Genomic DNA, 22,815 nt, shown 5'->3' on the forward strand with positions numbered 1-22,815 from the left:
GACAAACACCGCGCAAGGCACTAGTCTAATTGCAAGAGGGAACCATTATGAGCATGGCCGTCCGGCGCATTATCATTGTCGCTTCGTTTGCGCTTGTTACAGCCGCGGCTGGAATCTGGACGCTGCCCCCGCTTGATCGCGACGAAACCCGTTTCGCACAGGCGACAGCCCAAATGCTGGAAACAGGTGATTTCATCACAATCCGCTTTCAGGATGCTGAACGGAACAAAAAGCCGGCCGGCATTCACTGGTTGCAGGCGGCGAGTGTAACCGGGTTTTCCGAAGTCCTAGCAAGAGAAATCTGGGTTTATCGTCTGCCTTCCCTTATTGGCGCTGTGCTCGCCGCAATATTCACGTATCTCGCAGCGTCAAAACTATACGACTCACGCACCGGCCTGCTAGCGGGACTCTTGTTGGCAAGCGCGCCTATCGTCACCGCGGAAAGCACAATCGCCAAAACCGACGCGATGCTCCTCGCGCTGATTTGTCTCGCGCAACTGGCGCTTGTGCACGTCTACGCAAACTCGCTCGCCGCCAAACAAAGCGGATGGCGCTGGCCGCTCATATTCTGGATCGCACAAGGTCTCGGCGCATTGGTCAAAGGCCCGATTGCGCCGATGATCTCGTTCCTGACCGGCGGGAGCTTGGTTGCCGTCACCGGAAATTTTGCCTGGCTGAAAAGATTACGACCGGTCTCAGGCTTTTTGCTCTTTTTATTGGTGGCTTCGCCATGGTTTGTTGCAATCGGCGTCGTGACGGAGGGACGTTTTTTTTCTGACGCGCTCGGCGGAGACATGTTGGGCAAGGTCGGCAATTCCCAGGAAGGGCACTCAGGCCCTCCGGGATATCACACCACGCTTGTCTGGCTACTTCTATGGCCTGCGGCTGCGCTACTTATCCCCGGCATGATCAGGGCATGGCGGGAGAAAAACGAGTGGCAGGCCCGGTTTTTGTTGTCATGGCTAATACCCGCCTGGATCGTTTTTGAAATCGCGGCGACAAAACTACCGCACTACACGATGCCGCTTTACCCCGCTCTGGTGGTCATGAGCGCACATGCAGCCGTTAAAGGCCTTGACGGCGTATCCAAAAAAATTGGCGCGTTGATTTACCTGATCATTGGCCTCATTGCCGCGGCACTTATGATCGCCTTGCCTTTGCTCTATAGTGAAAAATCATTCAACGTGTTGCATATCGCAGCAGCAGTGTTGATTGCCGGTTCGGCTGTAATAATCAGTACGATGTTCTGGCGCGGGCGCGGGTTTAGCGGCGCCATTGCAGCGGCGTGCCTTGCATCTGTTTTTGCCTGGACCGTCATGACTTGGGTTTTGCCAAGCCTGATAGTACTTGAAGTTTCGCCGCGCTTGTCAGCAACACTAGAAAGCGCGGAGCGTCATCCAATTCATGATGGCGTCGCTCCAGCCGCGTTAGTCGGGTACAACGAACCGTCAGCCGTGTTTTTGCTCGGGACGAAAACAGCGCTGACGAATGCTGAAAACGCTGCGCTACGACTTACCTCCGGCACAGTGAGCGCAGCGATTATTGAGGCCCGCTACAAATCTGCTTTTCTAAACGCTATTGAGGGTGCTCCTATTACTGAACTTGCCGTTATCAACGGCCTCAATTATTCAAACGGTAACGACGTGTCGCTGACGATCTATGTGCTGGCGCACAATGCGACAGCGGGATTGAATATCAATGCAGCAGCACTCTGACAGCAATCTAGCAATCTCTCCGCTGCAGTTATTCTGGCTCACTGCTCTGGCGATCACGGGACTTCGTGTTTTGATCTTGCTCGTGTCGCCGGCGGAACTGGGGCCGGATGAAGCGCAATACTGGTACTGGTCGCGCGATCTGGCTTTCGGCTATTTTTCGAAACCCCCCGTCATCGCGTGGTCGATCGGCACAACCACAGTAATATTCGGAAACGCCGAGTGGGCCGTGAGGCTTTCCGCGCCATTTTTTCACCTCGGCGCCGCATCGTTTCTCTATCTGATGGGGAGACGAGTTTTTAGTGAGCGCACTGCTTTCTGGGCTGGAATTGGATGGCTGTTGATCCCGGGCGTCATTCTTTCTTCATTCGTCATCGCCACCGATGCGCCACTCTTGTTTTTCTGGTCTGGCGCTCTGTTTTTTTTCTTCCGTATATTGGGCTCGTCAAAAGCAGCGCCGATGGATTTTGCGGCGCTGGGCGCGATGGTTGGTTTTGGCCTCCTTTCTAAATACGCGATGATTTATTTTCCGCTTACTTTGATAATGTTGATGGCGCTAAAACCGGTGCGGGCAAAATTTTCGACACCATGGGTGCTGGTCGCGGCGTTGTTTGCCTTGGCGCTGTTCGCGCCCAACATCATCTGGAATTTGCGGCATGATTTTCAAACGATTTCTCATACGGCAGCCAATGCCAATTGGGATGCGACGCTGTTCAGGCCGTTGAGCCTTTTGGGTTTTATTGGAGAACAGTTTCTCGTTTTCGGCGTTATCACATTTACCGCTTTACTGATCGGCATGCGCTCGGCAGTCGCCAACCGCGCCACGCTGAGTCAGGAAAAGCTGATCCTGCTTGCGTTTACAATAACGCCGCTAGTTGTTGTCGCTTTTCAGGCGTTTATCTCACGCGCTCACGCCAACTGGGCCGCCGCCGCCTACCCATCCGCCATGCTTTTCGCAACCGCATTTTTGCTTGAGCGCAAAGCCGGCTGGCTTGTGAAGACAAACGCCGCGGTGCATGTACTTGGCATGCTCGCCTTCGCAATCGGAATCACGAACTTCGCGCTTGTGGATACGCTTGGCTTCTCCGGCGCGTTGAAACACATACGAGGGTGGGAGAATCAAACCGCCATTATAGCCGCAAAGGGCGACGGCTATGACGCAATCCTGATTGATGATCGCTACCTGATTTCCGAAATGCTCTACTATCAGCGCCATATAAAAACGCCTATCGCCGCGATTGATCCAAACGCCGGCATCGATCATCATTTCGAAGCATTCCTGGCGTTCGACCCTCAGACTCACAAGCGCGTATTGTTTGCTTCAATCCGCGATGATTCCGTTCATGTGGATTATCGCTTTAACTCAGTCGAACCGGTTGGTGTCGCGGCTGCCGACCTGGGTGACGCAGGGCCACGCAGCTTCGCCCTGTTTGCCCTGGACGGCTATTCCCCGCCTGGTAGCAAGTAAAAGGTCTGATTAGCGCATCGACTGACGGCGAGACAGGGACTTCGCGCGTTCAACGCCGCGCCCGCCCCGGCGCGCACGAAAGCCGGCCAACCTGATCGTTTTCAAGACCGCCCGCTTTACGAACAACAGCCCAAACGCAATCCACAGAGCCGCATCAACAAGCCATAAAAAGGGCTTTGGATAGGCTTTGGAAAAGTGTGTGTGAAAGTACCTGATAATGCCTTGGGTTTTTCTCGCCTCTATCATGATCGGATTGGCGCGGCTGGAACTCTTATAATGCAACACCGAGACATGCGGGTTGAAGAAAACACGCCCGCCATTCTTGGCGAACCTCAAACAGAAATCGATGTCCTCAACATGCAGGAAGTACCGTTCGTCCATGCCGCCGACCAAATCGTAATTCGCCTTCGGCAAAAACATGATCGCGCCCGAAATGACGGGCGTCTCGCTAACATCGCCCGGACATTCATCCGTGTGCATATTGAATCGTTTGAAGTAAGGATGCTCAGGAGCGAGCTTGTAAAGTCTGGTGATTTCAACAAATGCGCGCCAGGGCGTTAGTACACGGCGACGCGAGCCCTGTTGCTCCATACCATCGGGACCAACGAGCTTTGCCCCCATCAACCATGGACGCTCCCTCTCCGTACTGTCCCGAAGCAATTGCGCAACCCCGCCTTCCGGCATGACCGCATCCGGATTAATGATTAGCAGGTGCTCGCCAGAACAAGCCTTCGCCCCGAGGTTACAACCACGCGCAAAGCCGATATTGCCATGCCCGGATACAACGCGGACTAGCGGCGATGCTTTGTCGTTGATCGCTTTTTCGACATGACCATCAAAATTGCCATTATCGACAAGAATGATTTCCTTTATCTCAGGCTGAACGGCTAACGCTTCGAGCGCGCGTGATAAAATCGGTCCTGTAAAATAACTTATGACGACTGCGGAAACGCAGCCTGACGCGGATTGCGGACTTTGTAGATCTTCGGAAGCCATTACCGTGGACAACCTACCGTTTTTCAAGCGCGTGCGCCAATGCGATCCCGCTTGCTGCGAGCGCCATGGCGGCAAAACGCCAAACCTGCCAAAGACTGCCCTCGACATTTATGGATATGAGAATGGCGATAAAAGCGCCAGCGACAGCCGCGCTTACGGCCTTGGACAGTCGCGCGCGCAAAAGCGCTTTAAGACCAAAGAACAAAAACGAGGCCAATGCCGCCACACCAGGCACGCCAAGCTCTAGCCAGGTCTGCAAAAAGATATTGTGCGGGTGTGTCGGGATCACACTCAGCGGTGATGGCGCTCCCGGCACGATTACCATCGGCGCTGTCTCGCTCCAGATACGGGAAAAGTCAGCGCCATACCCAAACGGCAAACCAGCAAGCGTTTTCAAGCCAACAGCTTGCCATATGGCAATGCGATGCAAAGCCGACGTCGCCGCCGCTAAAACCTCTTTGGAATAGTTTTCTCGCGCCAACTCAAAGGTTGCCTCCACAGGCAACAACATAGCCACAAAAGGAGAAACGAGTAAAAACAATATCGCTCCCCATCCGGCTGTCCGTAGTACCGGCCTTTGCGCGGCAAGGCATATCACGGCCGCGCCAAGTCCGACGCCTATCGCGAAAGCATTGGCCGCGACATCATTAGCTAATGCTGCAGCAAGACCTATAAAAAGAACCAACACCGCCGCGCCGCGCGACCACACTCGGACAGCGATTGCTGCGGCGGGGAAAAGCGCAGGCGCAAGAGCGGTGACGCCTCGGCCCAATGCGATCATGTCCCTTGATCCATCAGGTGAAATATCTTTAGGCGGAACAATATCGCGCAAAAAGCCGCCCGTAACGCCCTCAAACGCGAGGACGATCATGCCTCCCGCCACCGCCAGTGAAAACGCCCGCCCTAACCGCCATGCCCACTGGCGTGAAAGGTTCAGCGAGAACCAGACGACGCTGGCGCCAACCAGGCCAGGCGCGAGAATCCACAGAAATAAACTATAGTGATGCTTTGGCGACCAAAACCCGGACAACAAAATCCACAAACAGAAAGCCAACAGCGAAATAAGGCACGCAAATGTCGGATCTTTAAGACTTGGGTGGTCGAACAACCTGCCGAACAACCCCTGCCAAAAGTCACCACGTGCGAAAGCCGGCAAGCTCGCGAGTAAAAGCCAAGGGGCCACGCCGCGATGACCAAACACAGCGAGCACAGGCAGCAGGATAAACAAGCCGTAAATCCACCGCCGGCTTAGCTGGTCCCGTCTGTCTCGCCATGTCGGTTGCATGAAAATCTGCTACGTGCGTTTCAAGTCAGGCGCCAGCGCTTCATCAGAAAGTGAAGCGACAGCGGCGGACAACGACAACGTCTCCTGATCTTTAGATCCAAGACGGCGTAGCGAAACTTTCTGTTCCTCCGCTTCCCGCGCCCCGACCACCGCAATCACTGGGACTTTTGCGTGAGAGTGTTCGCGCACTTTGTAGTTGATTTTTTCCGCCCGGATATCGAGATCGACACGAAGCCCTGCTTTTCGGAGTGCTTCAGCAACTTCACTCGCATACCCGTCCGCGGCGGACGTAATTGTTGTCACCACCACCTGCACCGGCGACAACCAAAGCGGCAGACGGCCGGCATAGTTTTCGATCAGCAAGCCAATAAAACGCTCGAATGTGCCAAACACCGCGCGGTGCAACATGACCGGACGCTGGCGCGCACCGCTTTCATCGATATAAGTCGCATCGAGCCGTTCGGGTAAAACATAATCAAGCTGATAGGTGCCCGCCTGCCATGTGCGTCCGATTGCGTCGGTCAGATGGAATTCCAGCTTCGGACCGTAAAAGGCGCCCTCGCCTTCTGCGATTTCAAACTCAAGACCAGCTGCCGTTAGCGCATCGGCGAGGGCCTTTTCCGCGCGGTCCCAGGTATCGTCATCGCCAGCACGCATCTCTGGCCGCGTCGCCAGTTTATAGGCGATATCTGTCATGCCCATATCCTGATAGACGCGTGCAAAAAGATCGAGAAAGCGCTTGGTCTCTTCAGTAATTTGATCTTCGCGGCAGAAAATATGCGCATCGTCCTGAGTCATTTGACGCACCCGCATCAGTCCATGCAATGCGCCGTGCGCTTCATTACGATGGCAGCACCCAAATTCCGCCATGCGGATTGGCAAATCACGGTAGGATTTGATTCCCTGCTTAAAAATTTGAACATGTGCTGGACAGTTCATAGGCTTGAGCGCCATCAGGTCGCCTTCACCTGTGAGCACGGGCGCCTCGTCTTCCGTAGAAGGTATTTCATCGGGCACCACGAACATGTTTTCGCGGAACTTGCCCCAGTGGCCAGACATTTCCCAAAGCTTCGCGTCCAGAAGCTGTGGCGTCTTCACTTCCTCATACCCATCCGCATCAAGTTGACGGCGAATATAAGCCTCAAGTTGGCGCCAAACGAGAAAGCCTTTTGCATGCCAGAAAACCGAACCCTGCGCCTCTTGCTGGAAATGAAAGAGATCCATTTCGCGCCCGAGTTTCCGGTGGTCGCGCTTTTCGGCCTCTTCAAGCCTGGTCAGGTAGGCCTTGAGGTCTTTCTCATTGGTCCAGGCAGTGCCGTAAATCCGCTGCAGCATCGGATTGCGATAATCGCCTCGCCAGTATGCGCCAGCTACCTTCATCAGTTTGAACGCCTTGCCGATATGCTTCGTGGACGGAAGGTGCGGACCGCGACACAAATCGTGCCAGTCGCCATGGTAATATATCTTGATCTGTTCGCTTTCCGGTAGGTCGGCGATAATCTCAGCCTTGTAGTGTTCGCCGATATCCTTGAAATGCTTGATCGCTTCGTCACGATCCCAGACTTCCCTGCGGGTCGGACGCCCTTCTTCGACGATCTGGTTCATGCGCTTTTCGATGGCCGCGAGATCATCTGAAGAAAACGGCTCGTCCCGGGCAAAATCATAGAAGAACCCGTCCTCTATGTTCGGTCCGATGGTCACTTGCGTGCCCGGATAAAGCTCCTGGACCGCCTGGGCCATAAGGTGCGCAGTGTCGTGACGGATGATGTCGAGCGCATCTTCATGCTCACGGGTAACGATTTCTACGCTGGCATCGCGATCAATCGTATCGAAAAGGTCGCGCACCTCGCCATCGACTTTCACCGCCAGCGCCTTTTTGGCGAGCGATTTCGAGATATTCTCGGCGATGCTGGTTCCCGTCACCGGCCCGTCAAACTGGCGTACGGATCCGTCGGGAAGAGTTATGTCGACCATAGTTTTCTACATTTCTTCAGTAGTGTTTGTTACAGACGTTCGATGAGCGCAGCGGCGAGCCGCGCCGCAGCCTCAGGGCAATAGGTGAAAAAGAGTTCCGGCTCAATCAGTTCGACTTCCATAAGCTGCAAGCCTTCGTCAAGGAGAATGCCGTCAATCCTGGCGTATAGCGGCGTTTCGTCCATCATCGCGAGAATGCGGGCGGCATCATCAATGGCGTGAGCGGGCGGCGAGGCAAGTTCCACTGTGCCGCCAAATTCGGCCTGACAGCGGATATCACCGGCTTTCGGCTTTTTTGTCATTGCATGCGTGTAAACGCCATCAATGAACATGAATGACGTCTCGCCAATGCTCTCGATCTCAGCCGCCAGCGCCTGCACTAGGCCCGGCATCGCCATTTTCTCCGCAGCTTTTGCCAGTCCGGCTTCGTCTGTCCGCTTGACGATGGATAACCCGCTCGACGTGGCGCCAAATTCCGGTTTCACGACAGCAACCTGAAGTCCCAGCGTGTCCATACCGGCAGCGATGCTATCCGCCGTCGGCACGACCAATGACAATGGCGGCATCGCCACACCTGCCGTCTGAAGATCAAGCAGGTACCGTTTTGACATATTCCTCCGAATGAGCTGCGCTGAATTAAACACTGGGATTTTCAAGGCTAGCGCCTCGAACCAGGCAACAAACGCCTGCGGACTATTCTGATAATCCCAAGTGGAACGAATGATGACGGCGTCCGCATTTTCAAACGCGGCTTGATCCCCATTCCATGGAGCCGCCAGAACCTCGCATTCTCTCGCCGCTAGCGTCTCGGCGAATACAGCATCGCTCTCCTGCAACTGTTGCTGTTCAATGCACGTAGCAATGGTGACGGATTTCATGGCGCTCACAAAAAGAAGGCGTGAAGGATGAGGAATACTGTGGCATTCTTACGCTGCTAGTTGCCGGGAGCAAAACCCAATGTTTCTACGTTTCATTCTCACCACTATTGCTGTTGTCGCCTCTTCGGTGTTTAGCGACGTCGCCGCTGAAGAAAATTACTCTCTGGATGACCTCGCTTTTCTCACTGGCGCATGGCGTGGCGGCGAGGGCTTCGTCTTCGAAGAGATATGGTCCCATGCTGAAGGCGGCGTCATGACAGGCATGGCGCGTGGTGTCGCGAGCGGAGAACTGCGCGTTCTCGAATACATCGTCGTCTCAGAAGAAGACGCTGGCGTCATCATGCGTTTCAAGCACTACAATGCCGACTTCACCACATGGGAAGACGATGAACCGATCATGCTCGCGCTGACATCAGCAAGCGATCAGGACGCCACCTTCACTGCTGATCCTCCGTCGCAAGACGTAAAATCAATCCGCTACTGGATGCCTGACGCTGACACTTTGCAGGCCGAAGTCGTTCTTGTTGAAGATGGAGAAGAAGGCGGCTTTACGCTCACATTCAAACGCGAGGATAACTAACTCGTACCAAAGCCTGTTGTGATTTCCAGTGATCATGCGCCGGGAAATCTCCCTTTCTCCGCCCCATTTGGGTCATTTTCAAAACTCAAGATTTGATTGCCCGCATAGCGGGTGAACAAAAAGGGGGAGATATCCAATGTTCAAGCAACTTATTGCAACGGGCGCCGCAGCGCTCATCACCATCACAGCCGCCCACGCCGCGCCGTTAAATCAATGGCTTGGCAATTGGGAGAAAAACGCAGGCGGGCTAGACAGCCTGTCGATCTCCAACGCCGGCGGAAATTTGACTGTGTCCGTCAACGGCGAATGTACGCCCAACCCGTGCGACTGGGGTTCAGTACCTGCGACCGCTTATTCCAATTCCGCCGCAACAGATCCGACGGCGAATACCGAAGCAATCATTGCTGTTTTCAATCAGGGTTTTTCAACCAAAACCGTCGTGCTTGATGGGCGTGCAGGCGATACTTTACGCGCGCACGTTTATACGCATTTTGTGGATAACAGCGGGCGCAATGATTATGTCCTGCACGCATCCATGAAAAAGGCGCCGTTAACATTGACGCCCGTGCCTGGCGTCATCGTCGCTCAGCCGCTGAAACCGTTTTCCGAAGACTGCATTTCGTTTAATCCCGATCAGGTTTCGGTCGCGCGCCGCAATGGCTCGTGGAAGCTGATACAGGGAAATATGTGGATGCTCGACGCCGGCTCAAACCGCAATGAAATGACCCGCGCGCGCGACATCGTCAAACGTTACGGCCTCAACAAGCAATGTTTTGTCGGCCGGCCTGACGCTTCACTTCACTACTGGCTCGTTGACAATGGTGCGCCGTCCGGAGCCATTCCTGGCGAAGACTGCGTCAACATCAACCCGAACAACTTGAGCGTCAGGAATAATGGCGGCAACTTCACGGTCGTTTCCAATGGAAATCACTTTGCTTTCTCTGCGCCCACACAAGCGGAGGCCCAAGAGATCATCAAGGTGATCGAATATTACGGCTTTACAAAGTCCTGCTTCGTCGGCCGGCCCGGCCCATCGATGTCATACTTGCGAAAGTAAGCAGAACTTGACCCTTCAGGAGAGCGGCTCGCCAGAGCCGCTCTTTTCGTTTGAGCTTGCGCCATCTTGAGTTCCGTTTCTTTCCGTCCAGGCCCAGTCGCCGAGTTTCCAGAATTTCCAGCCGACATCCGGCTGGTCCTTTGGCACGGGATCAAACCCGTGCGACCCGAAGGGATGACAGCGCAGGAACCGCGAAACGGAAAGCCAGAAGGCTCGTTTAAACCGATGGCTGGCAAACGCCTCTGCGGCATATTGCGAACAACTGGGGGTATGACGGCACCGCACGCCAAGGGCATATAGCATCGGCGAGAGACTCCGGCGGTAAAGCCAGATAGCGCCCATGACTGCGCGCCCGCCCGGCCCGGATTTCACCTTCACCATCAGATCCGCCTCGACAAATGCTTGCATTCCATGGCCAGCACGCTAGGCAAGCCGCTTCGAATTCGCCCTGAAAAGCTTATGTCGCGCATCAAAAACCTTTTTGACCGGTTAAAAGCGGAAAATCGCGCCGCCTTCATTCCCTATATCATGGGTGGCGATCCCGATTACGAGACGTCGCTTCGGCTGATGAAAGAACTGCCTGACGGTGGCGCGGACATTATCGAGCTGGGCGTTCCCTTCACTGACCCCATGGCGGACGGACCCGCCATTCAGGCAGCAGCCTTACGCAGCCTTAAATCCGGCCAGACGCTCGCCAAAACCCTCGAAATGGTTCGCTCGTTTCGCGCCGAAGACAATGAGACGCCGGTAGTCCTGATGGGCTACTACAATCCGTTCTATGCCTACGGGCCGAAAAAATTTCTTGGGGACGCCAGGGATGCTGGCGTTGACGGCTTAATCATCGTCGATCTGCCGGCAGAGGAAGACGCTGAGCTTTGCCTGCCCGCGCGGGAAACAGGCCTCGATTTCATCCGCCTCACCACGCCAACCACAGACGATACACGGCTACCCACCGTCATCAAAAATACGTCGGGCTTCGTCTATTACGTTTCCATCGCCGGAATCACTGGCAAAGACAGTGGCGAGACTGAAGCCGTCAAGTCCGCCCTTGCGCGGATAAAGGCGGCGTCAGGTTTGCCGATAGCAGTCGGTTTCGGGATCAAAACGGCTGAAAAAGCCCGCGAATTCGCCAAATTCGCTGACGCCGTGGTGGTAGGTTCAGCGCTGGTCGACCTCTGGGCGAAAACTATTGAAAATCGAGGACTTGAAGCCAGCGCCGCAGAGGCGGATAATGCCGTTAACGCGGTCTTGAGGCTGGCGCGGGATATTTCGGGGGCGATCCGCGCCGCGCGCAATTCATAAGCGCGACGCCGGATTACCGTAGGATCAACGTGACAAACGCGAGTGGGACATGAGTTGGCTGTCGAACATTCCTCCGGGCATCAAAAACATCTTCAATCGCAAAGATGACGACTCAGACGCGCTGTGGACCAAGTGCAATGGCTGCGGCGAAATGATTTTCCAACGTGACCTTGATGCCGCACAACAGGTCTGCCCGTCATGCGATCATCATCTCGCAATCGCGCCCGAAGAGCGCCTCAAGCTTATCTTCGACAATGGCGCCTATGAAGAACTTGAACTTCCTGAGCCCGTTACCGACCCGCTGAAGTTTCGCGATGAAAAACGGTATACAGATCGGTTGAAGGAAAACCGCCGCAAAACTGGTCAGCAAGACGCCATGCGCGCTGCGTACGGAACAATCGACGGCGCTGGCGTTGTCGCCATGATCCAGAATTTCAAATTCATGGGCGGCTCCATGGGTATGGCGCTCGGCGAAGCCATGATTAAAGCCGCCGAAGAGGCGGTCGCTCGCAAGGCGCCGCTCATCGTATTCGCTGCGTCAGGCGGCGCGCGCATGCAGGAAGGCATTCTTTCCCTGATGCAGATGCCGCGCACCACGATCGCAGTGCAGATGGTGAAAGAGGCGGGACTTCCTTACATCGTCGTTCTGACCAATCCGACGACAGGTGGCGTGACTGCATCATACGCGATGCTCGGCGACGTCAACCTTGCAGAACCGGGCGCGCTCATCGGCTTCGCTGGGCCGCGCGTCATTGAGCAGACCATCCGCGAAAAACTGCCCGAAGGCTTTCAACGCGCGGAATTTCTCGAAGAGAAAGGCATGGTCGATTTAGTTGTCCGGCGTGCAGACATGAAAGAAACGCTGTCGCGACTCATACGCGTGTTGATCAAGGAGCGACGCCAGGCAGCGGCGCCTGTTGCAACCACTCCAGCAAAGCTTGAAAAACCGGCGAAGACAGTGACCCTGGAAAAGCCTAAAAAAACAGTTTCCAAAACTCGACCAAAGCTTGATAAGGCCGCCGAGTAACATCGGGCCCTATAAACTCATTCAGGAAAAAACGCCTTGAGCGACATTGAATCGGTTCTTGCACGCATTGCGAACCGGCGGCCAGTTATTATTGACTTGTCGCTTGATCGCATACGCACGGCATTGTCTCGGCTCGGCAATCCGCAAAGAACCATGCCGCCGGTTTTTCACGTCGCAGGCACCAACGGCAAGGGTTCGACCGTCGCTTTTATAAGGTCTATTCTGGAATCGGCTGGTAATTCCGTACACGTCTATACGTCGCCGCACCTCGTACGATTCAACGAAAGAATCGCCGTAGCCGGAAAAGACATAAGTAACGCCACGCTCATCGACGCCCTGGAGCGCACCGACGCCGCCATGGGCGACAATATGCTGACCTATTTTGAGACGACGACTTGCGCCGCATTGCTGGCATTTGCAGAATCAACGGCCGACTACGCCGTCATCGAAGTGGGCTTGGGCGGGCGGCTCGACGCCACCAACGTTTTTGATGAAATCGCCGCCGCCGTCGTCACGCCGGTTGATCTCGATCATCAACAATTTCTCGGTGACAAACTTTCTGGCATCGCCGTTGAAAAAGCCGGCATCTTCAAACGCGGCGCGCCAGCCGTCATCTCTCCCCAATCGCCTGAAGCCATGGCGGCGTTGCAGGAATGCGCCCGCAATGCCGGCGCGGATACTTTCGCTTCCGGTGAGCACTGGAATGTCTGGTCCGAACACGGACGACTGATTTATCAGGATGAGACCGGTCTTTGCGATCTCAAACTTCCGCGTCTTCCCGGCGCGCATCAGATCGAAAATGCTGGCGCCGCAATCGCCGCCATTCGCGCTGCCGGACTGACGTTTGATGATGCGACCATTTCAAAAGGCATAGAGCTCACACACTGGCCTGCTCGTCTTCAAAGGCTTACGGCCGGGCCTCTCATTGATCTTGCATATGAACAACTTGGCGAAAGCCCTGAAATCTGGCTCGACGGCGGCCATAACCCGCATGCGGGACGCGCCGTCGCGCGCGCCATGGCGGACATGGAAGCTCGCCACTCAAAACCGCTGGTCATGGTATCAGGCATGCAAGCGAACAAGGACGCAGCCGGTTACTTTGCACCTTTCAATGGCATTGCAAGAAAAGCGTATTGCGTTGCTGCAGACCATGAAGGTGTGATGCGTGCTTCTGAAGTCCGCAACGCAGCCACCAATGCGGGGCTAAACGCGGAAAGTTTTGATTCAATTGAAACGGCCTTCACAAAGGCATGCGCGGAATCAAACGAGCCGCCGAGGTTTCTTATTAGCGGCTCGCTCTATCTAGCTGGCGAAATTTTGCACGATAACTCTTAAGCGGCGGCTTGTTTCAGCACTTCATCAACCCATGCCGCGAGCGTGCTTTTCGGAGCAGCGCCAACACGCGTCGCCACATGCTCGCCGCCTGAGAAAATCATGAGCGTCGGAATGCCGCGCACGCCATACTTGCCGGGCGTTTCAGGGTTCTCGTCGATATTCACCTTGGCGATGGTGATCTTCCCTGCGTATTCATTGGCGATTTCTTCCAGCGCCGGCGCAATCTGCTTACATGGCCCGCACCATTCGGCCCAAAAATCGATAAGAACAGTGTCTCCGGATTCAATGACATCGGCGGAAAAGCTGGCGTCGGTAACGGTTTTGATAGCCATGATCTAAATTACTCCTGATCTCGCGTTTGGTGCGAAAGCATGAAGATAGACCGAACCGCGCTGGTTTCAACCCGCTATTCCGGCACGCACCGCCGCGTGATCAAGCATTTCTTTCGGAACCATCATCAACCGGGCATCATAAGTCCATAAAAGGCCACAGATGATCTCATGGCCGGAATAGATTTCCTGAACCAACGCGCGATAGGCAGCCATTTGCGCAACATAGGATGGATCGATCTCAGCGGCCACCTGCGGAGGAGGCCGGTTGGTTTTATAATCAACCACAAAAACCTGTGATTCAGAAACGACGAGACGATCAATCTGTCCACTGATTTTTAAAGCGGTATCGCCAGCACCGAGCGTCCCGGCTATCGGAACCTCCGCCATGGACCCCGGCGCAAAAACCTTCGCGAATGACGGGTCATGCAACACCTTTAAAACTTCATCGCGCCACCTTTCGCGCTCACCCAGGTCGACAGAGTCTGCAAGCCAGCCAAGCAGCCGATCCGCTACGTTTAAGCGTTCCTGCTCGGCTACCTCTGGCAACAACTCTAACAATCTGTGCAAAACCCTCCCACGAAAATACTTGTCGTGTCCGCGCAAAGGTGAATAAGAACCGTCAGCCTCCTCCAAATATTGATGTATCTCTTCCTCTCCACCGAGCTTCGAAGGAGTCAATCTTTGCGCGAGCGTTTCTTTTCCTGCTTTTTGAAACAACCATGACGGCGTCGAAATTGCTGGCGTCTCTACTAGTAGCGGTTCTTTCTTGACGGGCGCCGACTGGTCGCAGCTTATCCTGCGAACAACACCACCCCCCTCTTCCCAGAACGGGCTTGAGTCGGTTGATACATTGACCAGGCGGCCGAATGCATCTTCAGCCAGAGCGTGCCAGGTTTTTTGATTGACCGGCTTCTTATGGGGATCGCTTTTTTTACCGCTCTCGACACCGCAAATATAAAGCCGGTCTTTAGCGCGCGTCGCCGCCACATAAAAAAGCCGTCGATACTCCTCATAATCTTTGCATTTCAGGTTTTCTCGCGCTCTTTCGGTAAGATCAATGTCATCAGACTTTGAGTTGACCAATAACGCCGCCTCAGGTGGCAGTCCGCGTCCTTCGCAATCCTTTAGCGAAATCAACGGGCCAATATTTCGCGTGTTTATATCGCGATGTGCATCGAGAAGAAAAACGATCTCCGCTTCAAGGCCTTTCGCCCCATGCGCGGTCATGACACGCACGGAATCATTTTCTCTTTCCATCTCGCGTTTGATGTCCGCAGCGCTACGGTCGAACCAATCCACAAAGGCGCGCAAGCTGCGTGGATTCGAATTCTCAAAATCCAGCGCCTGTCGCAAAAGTTCGTCTACTGCATCACTCGATGCTTTTCCGAGCCGCTGATAGAAACGTTTTCGTCCTGATGTCTCACCTGCATCTATGACGTGATTGAGAAACGCCAAAGGCCCCTCAAACTTCCCAATGGCGCTAGCGGCGCTTATCTCATCAACGGCTGACCGCCATCGAAGGTGCTCATTTGCGCGGCGGCGCAACGATTTCCACAATGTCTCATGCTTTTCGCGATCGTAAGCCAGAGGGAAAAGATCAGTATCGTCGTCAAAGCCGTAAAGCGGGCTTTTCAGAACCTCCGCAAGAGATAAGTCATCTGACGCACACAATGCAAAGCGTGCGTAGGAGATCAGGTCTTCAACCGCCGGATCTTCATTCAACTTCAGCCGATCAGGCCCCGCCACTGGGACGCCTAATGCCGAAAGCCGTGAAATAATTTCTGTGAACAGCTTTCCGCGGCTCTGAACAAGTATGAGGATGTCTCCAGGCCTGACGGCGCGCCCTTGAGACTCAAGCAACTCACTCTTATCGATCCAGTCTTTGATTGTGCTGGCGACACGATCGCAAAGCACCCGCACCGGGTGATTACTGACCGGGGCGTCAACTGGCGCATCCCATGGATTGACTTCCGGTTTCTCAGGATACGGCGTCAGCGGCCACAGCTCCACCACTCCTGCTTCGCCATCCCGCTTGACTCCATGAACCGGAACAACATCGCCCAACCCTTCCGCCGCTTGCTTGTCGGCAAAAGCAGAATCAACAAAGGAAAGAACCGGCGCAGTCGTGCGAAACGAAAGATTTAACGGCACGCTTTTATAATCGGTAACCTGCGCCAGTTTCTCACCAAGTTCCTGTTCCTTTTGCTTGAACAAGTCGACATCAGCACCTTGGAAAGAATAAATAGATTGCTTGAGATCGCCAACGGCGAAAAAGCTTCGCGAAACCTCGCGGGCGCCAGCACCGCTAAAAAATTCTTCGAACAGGCTTTCGATTACCGACCATTGTTCAGGGCTAGTATCCTGCGCTTCGTCCAGCAGAATATGCTCGATGCCAAAATCGAGCTTGTACATCACCCATGCACTTTCAGCACGCATGAATAACGCGCGTGTGCGCAAGATGAGATCGTCAAAATCAAGCACCGCTCGGAAAGATTTTGTAGCATTATACTGCTCGCGGAGCGCAGCGGTCAGCCGCCAATGAGCGGCGGTATCCTGAAAGATTTTCAGCGCCTTCAGATTATCAACAGTATCATCAAATCCTGTCAGCAAATCTTGCAGGTATGGCTTAACCCACGGATCATGCTTATCTGTCGCATTAGTCGCAAGTTGCTTGTAAGGCGTACCGGCGCTGGTCAATAAAAAATTTTCAAGAACAAGCCACTTTTCAGAATTCTCCTCGGTTGAAAAATACGGCGCCAATCTTTTTGCGGCGTCCTGTGGCTTCTTTCCTTCAGCGGCAAGACCATCATGAGCGCGTTTCAAATCTTGAACATCAAGAGCAGAAAGAAATTGATCCTTTACTCGGGCGGCGTCGAAAGGAGGATTAACCTTTAACGCTTGCGCCAATTGCGCGATTTGCGTTTCACAATCACTGGCTTGCTCGAATATAGCGCCCTTGGCTGCAGCCCCGATGAGCAATCCACGTAGCTGATCTTCATTTCGCTCACCAGAAAGTTGACTGAAAGCTGCAGCGAGCACAGGATCATCTCCAGCATCACGAGCAACGCGGTCCAGCGCTGCATTTATAAGCGCGAAGCCGTCAGCATCCTCCAGCACCGTAAAGCCCGGCGGCGCGCCGGCTTCCAAAGGAAAACGTCGCAGCACGCTTTCGCAAAACGAATGGATGGTCTGAATTTTAAGGCCGCCCGGCGTTTCAAGCGCTCGTGCAAAAAGCCGGCGCGCCTTGGCGAGATCATCTGGCGCGCGCTCGTTCCTGGCGCCCTCAAGCTCTTCCAGAGCAACCATCAACTGCGCATCCGTGGCAAGAGCCCAATCACCAAGCACAGAGAACAACCGGTCAGCCATCTCGGCCGCGGCCGCTTTGGTGAATGTAATGCACAAAATTTTTTCAGGATCGACGCCATCAAGAAGCAATCTGGCGACACGATTTGTAAGCACGCGCGTTTTGCCTGATCCGGCGTTAGCCATGACGAAAGACGAACGCGATGGAGTCGCCGCAATACGCTGATTAGCGACTGTTTGCTCAAAGGGTGTCATTCGTCACCCCCTTGCGCCTGGCGTTCCCGGCGGCGCGCAAGATGATCGAAATCCCCGAACCGGTTTGCATATTGCGGGCGCGGCTGCGATGGAAATGATGTCGACGGATCGGCAAAGTGGCGCAAAATGCTAAATAAGCCGTCGCGTGTGTCGCCAATCAGCGCACTTGCATCTTCTCCCGTAAAGCCTGACGATTTCTCGCTGTCTTTTTTACCGCCGATGAGGCGCAAAAATTCAAATCCGCTTACGGAAGCTGCGCCAATTTCTTCAAACCCGCCCTGCTCGACGATCAGGCCAGTCAAAGGCAACTGCGGACTGAACATGGCCTTTTGCTGATCGAGACTTGGCGGTTCGCCGGATTTGTAATCTATTATATAGGCGCCGCCATCTCTTATTTGGTCGATCCGGTCAGCGCGCGCACTTAATGTAAACTCGAGGCTGTTGAGCGGAAAAGTCCAAACGCCTTTGCCCTCGATAACAGCCGGGCAGCCGAGGCGCTGACGTTTTACATCCCAGTCAATTATCTGTTGAAAAGCTTCTTCGAGCCTGCGCTTCAAAAAACAAAAGTGCGTTTCATCGAGTCCATAGTCTTGTGCATGACGCTCAAAAATCTGACTCAGATGTTCTACTGACTCCTCGACTTCTGAGTTGTCGCCAGCTTCGCGAAAATAGACTTCGAGCACTTTGTGCAAAAGGTTGCCAAGATAACGCGAACTAAAGTCTTCACCGAGCGGATCGAGCGGATCCAGGCGGAGAATATGCCGCGCGTAAACCGCATAGGGGTCGCGCAGCAACTTTTCTATTTGCGTAACAGAATAGCGTTTGGGACGCGCATCAACGGGAGGGCGCGGCGCCGGCGCTGCGATTTGCAGCACTTTTTCGGGCTGATCGAGAAGATCCGATAAAGATTCCCATCGCGAAGTGTCATCAACTTTCTCGAGCGCATCAGCCCCTTTGAGTATATTTTTCAACCGAACAATCCACCGCGAAGGTTTCGTCGGTTTTCCGCCAGCACGCGTTGAGCGTGTCAGCATCACCTCGCCCATGGAAGTCATTTGCATGAAGTCATGCGCGGCCAGTCCAATTCGCCGCTCGGGAGACGGCAACCCGAGTTCCCGCCGCATTGGTCTCGATAGAAACGGGTCGATGGCGGCATCGCGCGGCCACACGCTTTCGTTCAACCCACCAAGGACGACGACGTCGGCTGTTTGCAGGCGCGCTTCAAGCGGACCTAGAATTGTGATGCGTGGATGTGCCGGCGAGCGACGGCGCACCATAACGCCGGCGATCAGGCGCGTGAAAATGTCGGCATACTCTTCCGGCCGGTCGTATGCGATCAGTGAAAGCGACTCCATCAGTTGCGGCAGCGCGCTGGCGCCAGCCTCACCATCTTCGCCGCGCCATAAGCGAACTTCGCCTTTCTCATCGTCAACTGATGATAGTTGTTCGGCAACCGCAAGGTGCGCATGAACACGTCCTGAAAACGACGAGTCTTTTCCCGGCCACATCGCAGCCGCGCGTTCAAGCGACTCCAATAACTCAGCCGCGAACTCGGGAAGCACTTGCTGGTTTTCGAGCTTCCGTCTCAGGCCCGCTATAGTTGACGCCGGACGAAGCCCGCGTAAGCCGCGGTCGAAGAAACTTCTCGCCTTCTGAAAGACTGAAGGCGCCATACCACCGCCGAAAATCGGGTGATCAATCAGTGCCATGACTTTTACGGGATCGGATGCATCATTCAGCCATTGCGCCGTCAACCGCAAAAAGCCGCCGCAGAGCGTGTTGGCGAACGGCGCCCCAGCAGAGTCATCAACAGTGACGCCCCAGCGGCGCATTTTTAACGCAACTCGCCGCGAAAGGTCTCGGTCAGGCGTTACCAGCATCCCAGTTCGGCCGGACGCCTCAAGCGTCTCGCGCAGCTTTAGCGCAATTATGCTTGCCTCACACTCCTCGTCACGCGCTTCAATGAGCGACAAACCTTCTACCGCTTCTGATATAGATGTCTTTGCGGCGCGTGCATCAGCAGCCCAATCACGCCAACCGTCAGAAGCGCCCGCCGGACGCAGAGCCACACTGATTAAGTCAGTGCGGGAATTGTGTTTCACAGTGCCTGACGCCGGCCAGATACGCACATCCCGCCTGCCGATCTCCAGCGACTGTATCAACGCTTTTAAGCCGCTTTGCGGATGCGGCTCGTCCACGGCATCCCAAACGCTGTCGGGCGCCTCAAGATCGAGGCCCGGTAAAACGACGGCGCCAGCCGGGAGGCCGGCAACAACTTTCATCATCCGTGCAACAGCAGGTGTTGAGCCTGTAGTGCCGGCAATAATGACAGGTTTTCTCGGCGGATGCTCTTTCCACCTTTGCGCCTGTAAGCCGATCAGTGCGATGCGACGCGCCGCCGGATCCATCAGGCCCTGTTCTTTCAGAATCGACGGCCATTCAGTTACGATAATTGACAAGAATTCCAGCGACTCCTTCCAGTGGTGGGCCAAACCATCTGGCACGATGTCGTGGAGCTTTGTAGGCTTTATTTCTTCCGTATAGAGCGAATCGAGGAGTTTTCCGAGCTCATCGGCCGCCGCAATTGCACCTGGCCAGCGCCTTTGCCCCTCGAAATATGTCCGCTCACGCTCAGTGACGAGCCGCGCCAGCATAAGCCGCCGTTGCGCAGGCGGAACGGCTGGAGACAAGGCAGCTTCATCTTCCGCAGCTCCCTCAAACAGGACAAGCTCGTCTTCGTCGATATCGCCAAGGGCGCGAATTCGCGGCGGTAACACGGCGCGGGCATGGCTTGCCTTCAAAAACGCATCGCCAAGCGCGCGCATGGCTCGGCGGGTTGGCAAATAAATAGTCACATCGGGAATCTGAAAATCATTCTTGCGACAAGCATCAACGACGCCTTCCGCAAGGTCTTCCAAAAACGCGCGCCCAGGTGGAATGGAAAAAAATCTCGGGCCCGGCCCGCTGAAAGGGTTAGTCGATGAGGTCATCCTGAAACAGAGACTACACCATCGCGCAAGCGTTTTTCAGCCGCTTCAAGACCAGGTGGATCGCCTACATGCAGCCATTCGCCGTCATAGACGACGCCCAAGAGCCTGTTGTTGGCCGCAGCTTTATCCCAAAGGACGCGTGTTGAAAAAGCGCCGTCAGGCCCTTCGTCGATCAGCCTTGGAGATATGATCTGCAGGCCCGTGAACACAAATGGGGCCGTTTCGCCGGAACGAAGTGCTATTTTACCATCATCACCACGCTCGAAATCGCCGCGACCTTCATAGCCGCTAGTTCGCTCAATCGGGACCAACAACAAAAGCGCATCCATACGTGAGCCATCCCAAGCATTGGCGAGAGCCGCACAAGCCTCCTCGCCCGCGCCGTCGATCATAATGGCGTCGGTGTTCGTACAAAAAACAGGGCTATCAGCAAACTGCGGACGCGCTTTTTTTAACCCGCCGCCAGTTTCTAAAAGGGCGCCGCGTTCATCTGAGATGACAACATCCAAACCAGACACATTCGACATGTGCGCTTCAACCTGATCGGCAAGGTGGTGCACGTTCACAATAACACGCCCCACGCCGGCTCGTTTGAATCGATCCAATGCATAATCAATCAGTGGCTTGCCAGCGACTTTAATCAGCGGCTTTGGCGTTTCATCCGTAAGCGGGCGCATGCGCGTGCCAAGCCCGGCGGCAAGCACCATGGCGGTCTGAGGCGTCTTTGTCATACGCCGAGCTCCGGCAGGTGTTTCGAAATGAACGCCGCCAATGGCGCCAGTGGTTCACGCTTTAAATCGTTCCTGAAATGCGCCTCAACGCGCGGCAAGAGGTCAAGATACCGGGGCTTGTTGTCGCGTTTTGCCAGTCGCGCAAAAATACCAAGAATCTTGGCGTTCCGTTGAGCCGCGAGAATAGCGTAATCGCGCCTGAAACTCTCCTTATCAAAATCCGGGTCTGTATGGCGTTCATAGCGATTGATCATGGCGTCTGCGAGTTCGGGCGACACATCGCGGCGTGCATCCTCCAAGAGCGAAACGAGATCATAAGCAGCGTGGCCAAACAGGGCGTCCTGAAAATCAATCACGCCCACCCGCATCACGCCTCGTCTTGACGGCAGCCACAACAGGTTTTCCGCATGAAAGTCTCGCAATGCAGGCGCATGCGGAGGAGACAACTTTTTCAAGGCTTCACGCCAGCGAGCAATATACTCATGACAAAGATCATCACTGATCGCCGCACCTGTTTTCAACGGCCAATACCATTCCGTCAGCAAACAGACCTCTGCCTCTAGCGCTAAACCGTCATAAGACAACATACTGTAGGTATCACACGACGGTGCTAACAACCGAGCGCCATGAAGATGTAGAAGCGCATCGACTGCGGAACTGTAAAGCGTTTGCTCATCTACGCGCTCGACAGCACTGGCAAACAGATCGTCACCAAGGTCTTCTAACAGAGCATACCCCTGATCAGGGTCAGCGGCATAAATCTCAGGCGCCGAAAGCCCTGCTTCCCGCAGCAAGTTTGACACGGCGACAAACGCATTGAGGTTGGGTCCCGCAAGCCGCGCCATGGCGTTGTATCCAAGCGCGCGCCGCTCATCCTCCGTGGCGTTTATTGGACAGCCAGACGTTTCAGCAGCAGGTGGCGCAATCATCAAAATGGCGTGCTTACCGGCCATTTCCAGCCGCTCATACCGGCGCGTTGACGCATCACCCGCCAAGGCCCGCGCTTGCGCTTTCCCCCAGCCTGCAGATTTCAGAAATGCTTGGCGCGTAACTTCCATATGGTCGATGTCACCATTCATCATATTAATTTGACTTGATTCCCGCCGCCGCAAGACGCGCCATCCATGCTCTATTCACTTTAATATTTGCCTGACGGCCGTTCACCACAATTTCCAATCGAATGGCCAGAGCCTCCTCTGGCAGATAACCTTCCGCACGTTCAGGCCACTCAACCAGGACGGCGCCATCTTCCAGCGCTTCTTCCAGCCCAAGCTCCCAGACGTCTTCAGACTTTTCCAGCCGGTAAAAATCAAAATGCCAAAGCGTGAAATCAGGCGCGTCATAGGTTTCCACGAACGTAAATGTCGGGCTCGGCGCCTCGACAACACCCGTCAGCTCTTGGATGAGCGCACGCGCAAGCGTCGACTTCCCGGCGCCAAGGTCGCCTTCCAGCCGAACCACATCGCCTGCGCGCAGCAGCGGCGCAAGCCTTACGCCAAGCGCCGATGTCTCAGTTTCACTCGCCAAATGAAATAAAATTCCGGTCATCAACTTTGCGCTCTTAGCCGCGACATTATGCGGTGAAAGGTG

Annotated in this window: 18 protein-coding genes; 7 read left to right on the forward strand and 11 right to left on the reverse strand. The window is 54.8% G+C overall.

Going from position 1 to position 22,815, the window contains the following annotated elements:
• Nucleotides 1–47: 47 nt before the first annotated feature.
• Together PUV54_RS05110 and PUV54_RS05115 are read left to right on the forward strand one after the other, a co-directional pair.
• Nucleotides 48–1,715 carry an ArnT family glycosyltransferase gene (locus PUV54_RS05110; protein ID WP_274494502.1) on the forward strand — a complete coding sequence of 556 codons (1,668 nt, stop codon included), beginning with the start codon at nt 48–50 and terminating at the stop codon, nt 1,713–1,715.
• Entirely contained in the window at nt 1,699–3,180 is a 1,482-nt protein-coding gene (locus PUV54_RS05115; protein WP_274494503.1) for an ArnT family glycosyltransferase, read from the forward strand. The genes PUV54_RS05110 and PUV54_RS05115 overlap by 17 nt, the downstream gene beginning before the upstream one ends.
• A gap of 9 nt (nt 3,181–3,189) precedes the next feature.
• Here PUV54_RS05115 and PUV54_RS05120 read toward each other — a convergent pair whose 3' ends face one another.
• Genes PUV54_RS05120 through PUV54_RS05135 form a run of 4 tightly spaced genes read right to left on the reverse strand, consistent with a single transcriptional unit; the run spans nt 3,190 to nt 8,313 of the window.
• On the reverse strand, nt 3,190–4,203 hold the full coding sequence (locus PUV54_RS05120; RefSeq protein ID WP_274494504.1) for a glycosyltransferase: 1,014 nt from the start codon (nt 4,201–4,203) through the stop codon (nt 3,190–3,192).
• Entirely contained in the window at nt 4,190–5,461 is a 1,272-nt protein-coding gene (locus tag PUV54_RS05125) for an O-antigen ligase family protein (RefSeq protein ID WP_274494505.1), read from the reverse strand. Before PUV54_RS05125 ends, PUV54_RS05120 begins: the two co-directional genes overlap by 14 nt.
• Before the next feature lie 9 nt (nt 5,462–5,470).
• Complete coding sequence (gene thrS, locus PUV54_RS05130) at nt 5,471–7,435, reverse strand: threonine--tRNA ligase (protein ID WP_274494506.1); 1,965 nt, start codon at nt 7,433–7,435, stop codon at nt 5,471–5,473.
• Between the two features lie 29 nt (nt 7,436–7,464).
• Nucleotides 7,465–8,313 carry an ATP-grasp domain-containing protein gene (locus tag PUV54_RS05135; RefSeq protein WP_274494507.1) on the reverse strand — a complete coding sequence of 283 codons (849 nt, stop codon included), beginning with the start codon at nt 8,311–8,313 and terminating at the stop codon, nt 7,465–7,467.
• Nucleotides 8,314–8,392: 79 nt separating this feature from the next.
• Between PUV54_RS05135 and PUV54_RS05140 the strand changes: the two genes are divergently transcribed.
• Complete coding sequence (locus tag PUV54_RS05140) at nt 8,393–8,893, forward strand: DUF6265 family protein (RefSeq protein WP_274494508.1); 501 nt, start codon at nt 8,393–8,395, stop codon at nt 8,891–8,893.
• A 136-nt stretch (nt 8,894–9,029) separates the two neighbouring features.
• Nucleotides 9,030–9,950, forward strand: coding sequence for a hypothetical protein (locus tag PUV54_RS05145; RefSeq protein ID WP_274494509.1), 921 nt, complete (start codon nt 9,030–9,032; stop codon nt 9,948–9,950).
• A 15-nt stretch (nt 9,951–9,965) separates the two neighbouring features.
• Here PUV54_RS05145 and yidD read toward each other — a convergent pair whose 3' ends face one another.
• Nucleotides 9,966–10,358: a membrane protein insertion efficiency factor YidD gene (yidD, locus tag PUV54_RS05150; protein WP_274494510.1), complete on the reverse strand. Its 393-nt coding sequence runs from the start codon at nt 10,356–10,358 to the stop codon at nt 9,966–9,968.
• A gap of 3 nt (nt 10,359–10,361) precedes the next feature.
• Here yidD and trpA point away from each other — a divergent pair, with 3 nt between their 5' ends.
• Genes trpA through PUV54_RS05165 form a run of 3 tightly spaced genes read left to right on the forward strand, consistent with a single transcriptional unit; the run spans nt 10,362 to nt 13,614 of the window.
• Nucleotides 10,362–11,252, forward strand: coding sequence for a tryptophan synthase subunit alpha (gene trpA / locus PUV54_RS05155; protein WP_274494511.1), 891 nt, complete (start codon nt 10,362–10,364; stop codon nt 11,250–11,252).
• Between the two features lie 49 nt (nt 11,253–11,301).
• On the forward strand, nt 11,302–12,279 hold the full coding sequence (gene accD, locus PUV54_RS05160; RefSeq protein WP_274494512.1) for an acetyl-CoA carboxylase, carboxyltransferase subunit beta: 978 nt from the start codon (nt 11,302–11,304) through the stop codon (nt 12,277–12,279).
• A 36-nt stretch (nt 12,280–12,315) separates the two neighbouring features.
• Entirely contained in the window at nt 12,316–13,614 is a 1,299-nt protein-coding gene (locus tag PUV54_RS05165) for a bifunctional folylpolyglutamate synthase/dihydrofolate synthase (RefSeq protein ID WP_274494513.1), read from the forward strand.
• Here the strand turns inward: PUV54_RS05165 and trxA are convergent.
• The 6 genes from trxA to tsaE form a co-directional block, all read right to left on the reverse strand.
• Nucleotides 13,611–13,946, reverse strand: a complete 336-nt coding sequence (trxA, locus tag PUV54_RS05170) for a thioredoxin (protein ID WP_274494514.1) — start codon at nt 13,944–13,946, stop codon at nt 13,611–13,613. The genes PUV54_RS05165 and trxA overlap by 4 nt on opposite strands.
• A gap of 66 nt (nt 13,947–14,012) precedes the next feature.
• Nucleotides 14,013–17,504, reverse strand: coding sequence for a double-strand break repair helicase AddA (gene addA, locus PUV54_RS05175; protein ID WP_274494515.1), 3,492 nt, complete (start codon nt 17,502–17,504; stop codon nt 14,013–14,015).
• Complete coding sequence (gene addB / locus PUV54_RS05180; RefSeq protein WP_274494517.1) at nt 17,501–20,494, reverse strand: double-strand break repair protein AddB; 2,994 nt, start codon at nt 20,492–20,494, stop codon at nt 17,501–17,503. The genes addA and addB overlap by 4 nt, the downstream gene beginning before the upstream one ends.
• Nucleotides 20,491–21,225 (reverse strand): nucleotidyltransferase family protein, encoded by a 735-nt coding sequence (locus PUV54_RS05185; RefSeq protein ID WP_274494518.1) that lies wholly within the window; start codon nt 21,223–21,225, stop codon nt 20,491–20,493. The genes addB and PUV54_RS05185 overlap by 4 nt, the downstream gene beginning before the upstream one ends.
• Nucleotides 21,222–22,307, reverse strand: coding sequence for an aminoglycoside phosphotransferase family protein (locus PUV54_RS05190; RefSeq protein ID WP_274494519.1), 1,086 nt, complete (start codon nt 22,305–22,307; stop codon nt 21,222–21,224). The genes PUV54_RS05185 and PUV54_RS05190 overlap by 4 nt, the downstream gene beginning before the upstream one ends.
• A 1-nt stretch (nt 22,308) precedes the next feature.
• Nucleotides 22,309–22,773 carry a tRNA (adenosine(37)-N6)-threonylcarbamoyltransferase complex ATPase subunit type 1 TsaE gene (gene tsaE / locus PUV54_RS05195; protein WP_274494520.1) on the reverse strand — a complete coding sequence of 155 codons (465 nt, stop codon included), beginning with the start codon at nt 22,771–22,773 and terminating at the stop codon, nt 22,309–22,311.
• Nucleotides 22,774–22,815: the final 42 nt, after the last annotated feature.

The sequence above is a fragment of the Hyphococcus flavus genome (assembly GCF_028748065.1).
GTDB classification, from domain to species: domain Bacteria; phylum Pseudomonadota; class Alphaproteobacteria; order Caulobacterales; family Parvularculaceae; genus Hyphococcus; species Hyphococcus flavus.